Genomic DNA, 3,209 nt, shown 5'->3' with positions numbered 1-3,209 from the left:
CCGCGAGCGCCGCGAGGCGGCCCGCGCGGACGCGAAGGGCAAGCGCGGCCCGAAGTCCCGCCGCCGCCACTGATCCGCGGAACTCCGAAGGCGCCCAGGGTCTCCCTGGGCGCCTTCGCCTTTCCGTATCGCCCTCTGCCGCAGCGTGAATCCGGGTGCCGCCAGACGAATTCGATCGAGGATATGCGCCATCCCTGGGCGGTGCGGTGGACGAAGACCCGGGCGTGGTTTCGATGATCGTTCCTTGTCGCGCCGACTTTCGCCCAGGCGTTCCACTGGGTCTTGGAGCCGCCGACGCCACGTGGCCGGACCGGGACGGCTCGCGGGATGCACCGAAGCGACGGGTCGGAGCCCCGGGAAACGCGGCCGGTTCGCGGAATGCGCGCACCGCCGGGCGGACCGGCGTATCTTCCTGGCGTGGACCGCGCTGCTGTCGAGGCATGGGTCGCCGGATACGAGCGAGCCTGGCGGTCGGCGGGCACCGACCGGCTCGCCGACCTGTTCGCCGTGGACGCCGGGTATCTCGTCTCACCGTGGGCGCAGCCGCTCACCGGTCTCGGCGCGCTCGCCGACTTCTGGGAAAGCGGCCGGGACGGGCCCGGCGAGCCGTTCACTATGCGATCGGACGTCGTCGCGGTGGACGGGGACACTGCGGTGGTCCGGGTGGAGGTGGAGTACGCGCGGGACACGCCCTCGCGGTGGCGAGACCTATGGATCCTGCGCTTCGACGACGCGGGCCGCTGCACGTGGTTCGAAGAATGGCCGTTCGCGCCCGGGCAGCCGGACGGGCACTGAAAGTCCCGGCTACCAGGAGTCGTTGGAGGTCAGGGCGACGAGCAGCCGTCGGATGGCGGCCACCCGGTGTTCCTTGCCGGTGAGCTGGTCCAACGCGCATTCGGGGTCGGCGGGCGGGCCGAGATGAGTGCAGCCACGCGGGCAGTCCTCGATGGCATCGGCGAGATCGGTGAAAGCGGCGATGACATCGTCCGGGGTGATGTGCGCCAGGCCGAAGGAGCGCACGCCCGGTGTGTCGATCACCCAGCCGCCGGTCGGCAGCGGGAGCGCGACCGACTGTGTGGAGGTGTGCTTGCCCTTGCCCACCCCGGACACCTCGCCCACCGCCCGCTCCGCGTCCGGCACGAGACGATTGACCAGCGTGGACTTGCCGACGCCGGAGTGGCCGATCAGCGCGGTGAGGTGATCGGTGAGCAGTTCCAGCACCGGATCGAGCGGATCATCGATGCCTCCGTAGACGATGGCGAGGTCGAGATCATCGAAGAGGGCGGCGAATTCGGATTCGATGGCCAGATCGTGCTTGGTCAGGCACAGGACCGGTTGCAGCCCACCGGCATACGCGGCGACCATGGCGCGTTCCACGAAGCCGGTGCGTGGGGGCGGGTCGGCGAGCGCGACCACGATGAACAGCCGTTCGGCGTTGCCGACGACGATTCGCTCGTACGGATCGGTGTCATCGGCGGTGCGGCGCAACACAGTTCGGCGGTCGGTGACCCGAACGATGCGAGCGAGGCTGTCCTGGCGCCCGGACAGATCGCCGACCACGTCCACTCGGTCGCCGACCACGATCGGGGTGCGGCCCAGCTCCCGAGCGCGCATCGCGACGATCCGGCGCTCCGGATCGCCGTCGAGGACGCACCCCCAGCGGCCCCGGTCCACCGCGACCACCATGGCCGACTCGGCGTCGCTGTGCTGCGGCCGGGTCTTGGTGCGGGGACGGGAGCTACGCCCCGGCCGAACCCGGACGTCGGATTCGTCGTAGCTGGCCGTTGTTCGTCGTCCCGGGGTCAGCGCGCCGCTCCTTCATCGGATAAGGCGGGCTCGAGCATCCGCTCCCAGAGATCGACGAAGTTCGGCAGCGTCTTGGCGGTGGTCCCGATGTCCTCGATCTCGATGCCGGGCACACGGAGACCGAGAATGGCTCCCGCCGTGGCCATCCGGTGGTCGGCGTAGGAATGCCATTTGCCGCCGTGCAACTCGGTGGGCAGGATCTCCAGGCCGTCGTCGGTCTCGGTGACCTTGCCGCCGAGCCGGTTGATCTCGGTGGACAGCGCGGCCAGCCGGTCGGTCTCGTGCCCGCGCAGATGGGAGATGCCGCGCAGCACCGACGGCGAGTCGGCCAGCGCGGCCAGCGCGGCGACGGTGGGGGTCAGCTCGCCCACGTCGTGCAGGTCGATGTCGATGCCCGCGAGCCGGTCGGGGCCGTGCACGGTGAGCACGCCGTCGAAGATCCGCGCCTCCGCGCCCATGCGCACGAGGATCTCGCGGATCACGTCACCCGGCTGGGTGGTCAGCCGGGGCCAGTGCGGGATGCTGACCGTGCCGCCCGTGACCGCGGCAGCGGCCAGGAACGGGGTGGCGTTGGACAGGTCCGGCTCGACCTCCCAGTCCACCGCGCGGATCGGTCCGTGCTCCACGGTCCAGGTCTGCGCCTTGAAACTGTCCGCGGGCGCGTGTACCCGCACGTCGGCGTGGCGCAGCATCTCCACGGTCATCTCGATGTGCGGCATCGAGGGCAGCGCCTTGCCCTCGTGGTGTACCACCAGGCCCTCGTCGAAGCGCGCGGCCGACAGCAGCAGGCCGGAGACGAACTGCGACGATCCGGAGGCATCGATCGTCACGGTGCCGCCGCGCAGCGCGCCCTTGCCGTGCACGGTGAACGGCAGCGTGTCGCCGTCGACGTCGGCGCCGAGCGCCCGCAGCGCGTCCAGGATGGTGCGCAGCGGGCGGATTCTGGCCTGTTCGTCACCGTCGAACGCGACATCGCCCGCCGCCAGCGCGGCGACCGGCGGCAGGAAGCGCATCACCGTGCCCGCGAGGCCACAGTCGACCGTGCCGCCGCCCAGCGGCGCCGGGGTGACGGTCAGGGTGTCGCGCGCGCCTTCGATGTTCGCGCCGAGCGCGCGCAGCGCGGCGATCATCAGGTTCGTGTCCCGGCTGCGCAGCGCGCCGGTGATCGTGGAGGGACCGTCGGCCAGGGCGGCCAGGATGAGCGCCCGGTTCGTGATCGATTTGGATCCGGGCAGGGTCACGGTCGCATGTACGGGGACCTCGACATGGGGCGCTGGCCAGAAGTTCACTCGTCCATCATCACACGGTGTCGGTTTGCCAGCGCCTGCGGCGCTGGGTGTTCGCGGCCCCCTTGTGGCTCGCGTCCGAGCGACCGCCGCTGGCGACTGCGTCGCGGACGCGGC

3 protein-coding genes are annotated in these 3,209 nt (G+C 71.1%); 1 reads left to right on the top strand and 2 read right to left on the bottom strand.

What is annotated here, in order from left to right:
- Positions 1–417: 417 nt before the first annotated feature.
- Positions 418–795, top strand: coding sequence for a YybH family protein (locus tag ON19_RS23305; RefSeq protein ID WP_043696827.1), 378 nt, complete (start codon positions 418–420; stop codon positions 793–795).
- A gap of 9 nt (positions 796–804) precedes the next feature.
- On the opposite strand, the gene rsgA is transcribed toward ON19_RS23305, so the two are convergent.
- Positions 805–1,806: a ribosome small subunit-dependent GTPase A gene (gene rsgA / locus ON19_RS23300; protein ID WP_083899574.1), complete on the bottom strand. Its 1,002-nt coding sequence runs from the start codon at positions 1,804–1,806 to the stop codon at positions 805–807.
- On the bottom strand, positions 1,803–3,095 hold the full coding sequence (gene aroA, locus ON19_RS23295; RefSeq protein WP_043696821.1) for a 3-phosphoshikimate 1-carboxyvinyltransferase: 1,293 nt from the start codon (positions 3,093–3,095) through the stop codon (positions 1,803–1,805). The genes rsgA and aroA overlap by 4 nt, the downstream gene beginning before the upstream one ends.
- Between the last annotated feature and the right edge of the window lie 114 nt (positions 3,096–3,209).

It is taken from the genome of Nocardia abscessus NBRC 100374 (assembly GCF_000308455.1).
Classification (GTDB): Bacteria; Actinomycetota; Actinomycetes; order Mycobacteriales; family Mycobacteriaceae; genus Nocardia; species Nocardia abscessus.
This window is presented reverse-complemented; position numbering and strand designations above follow the sequence as displayed.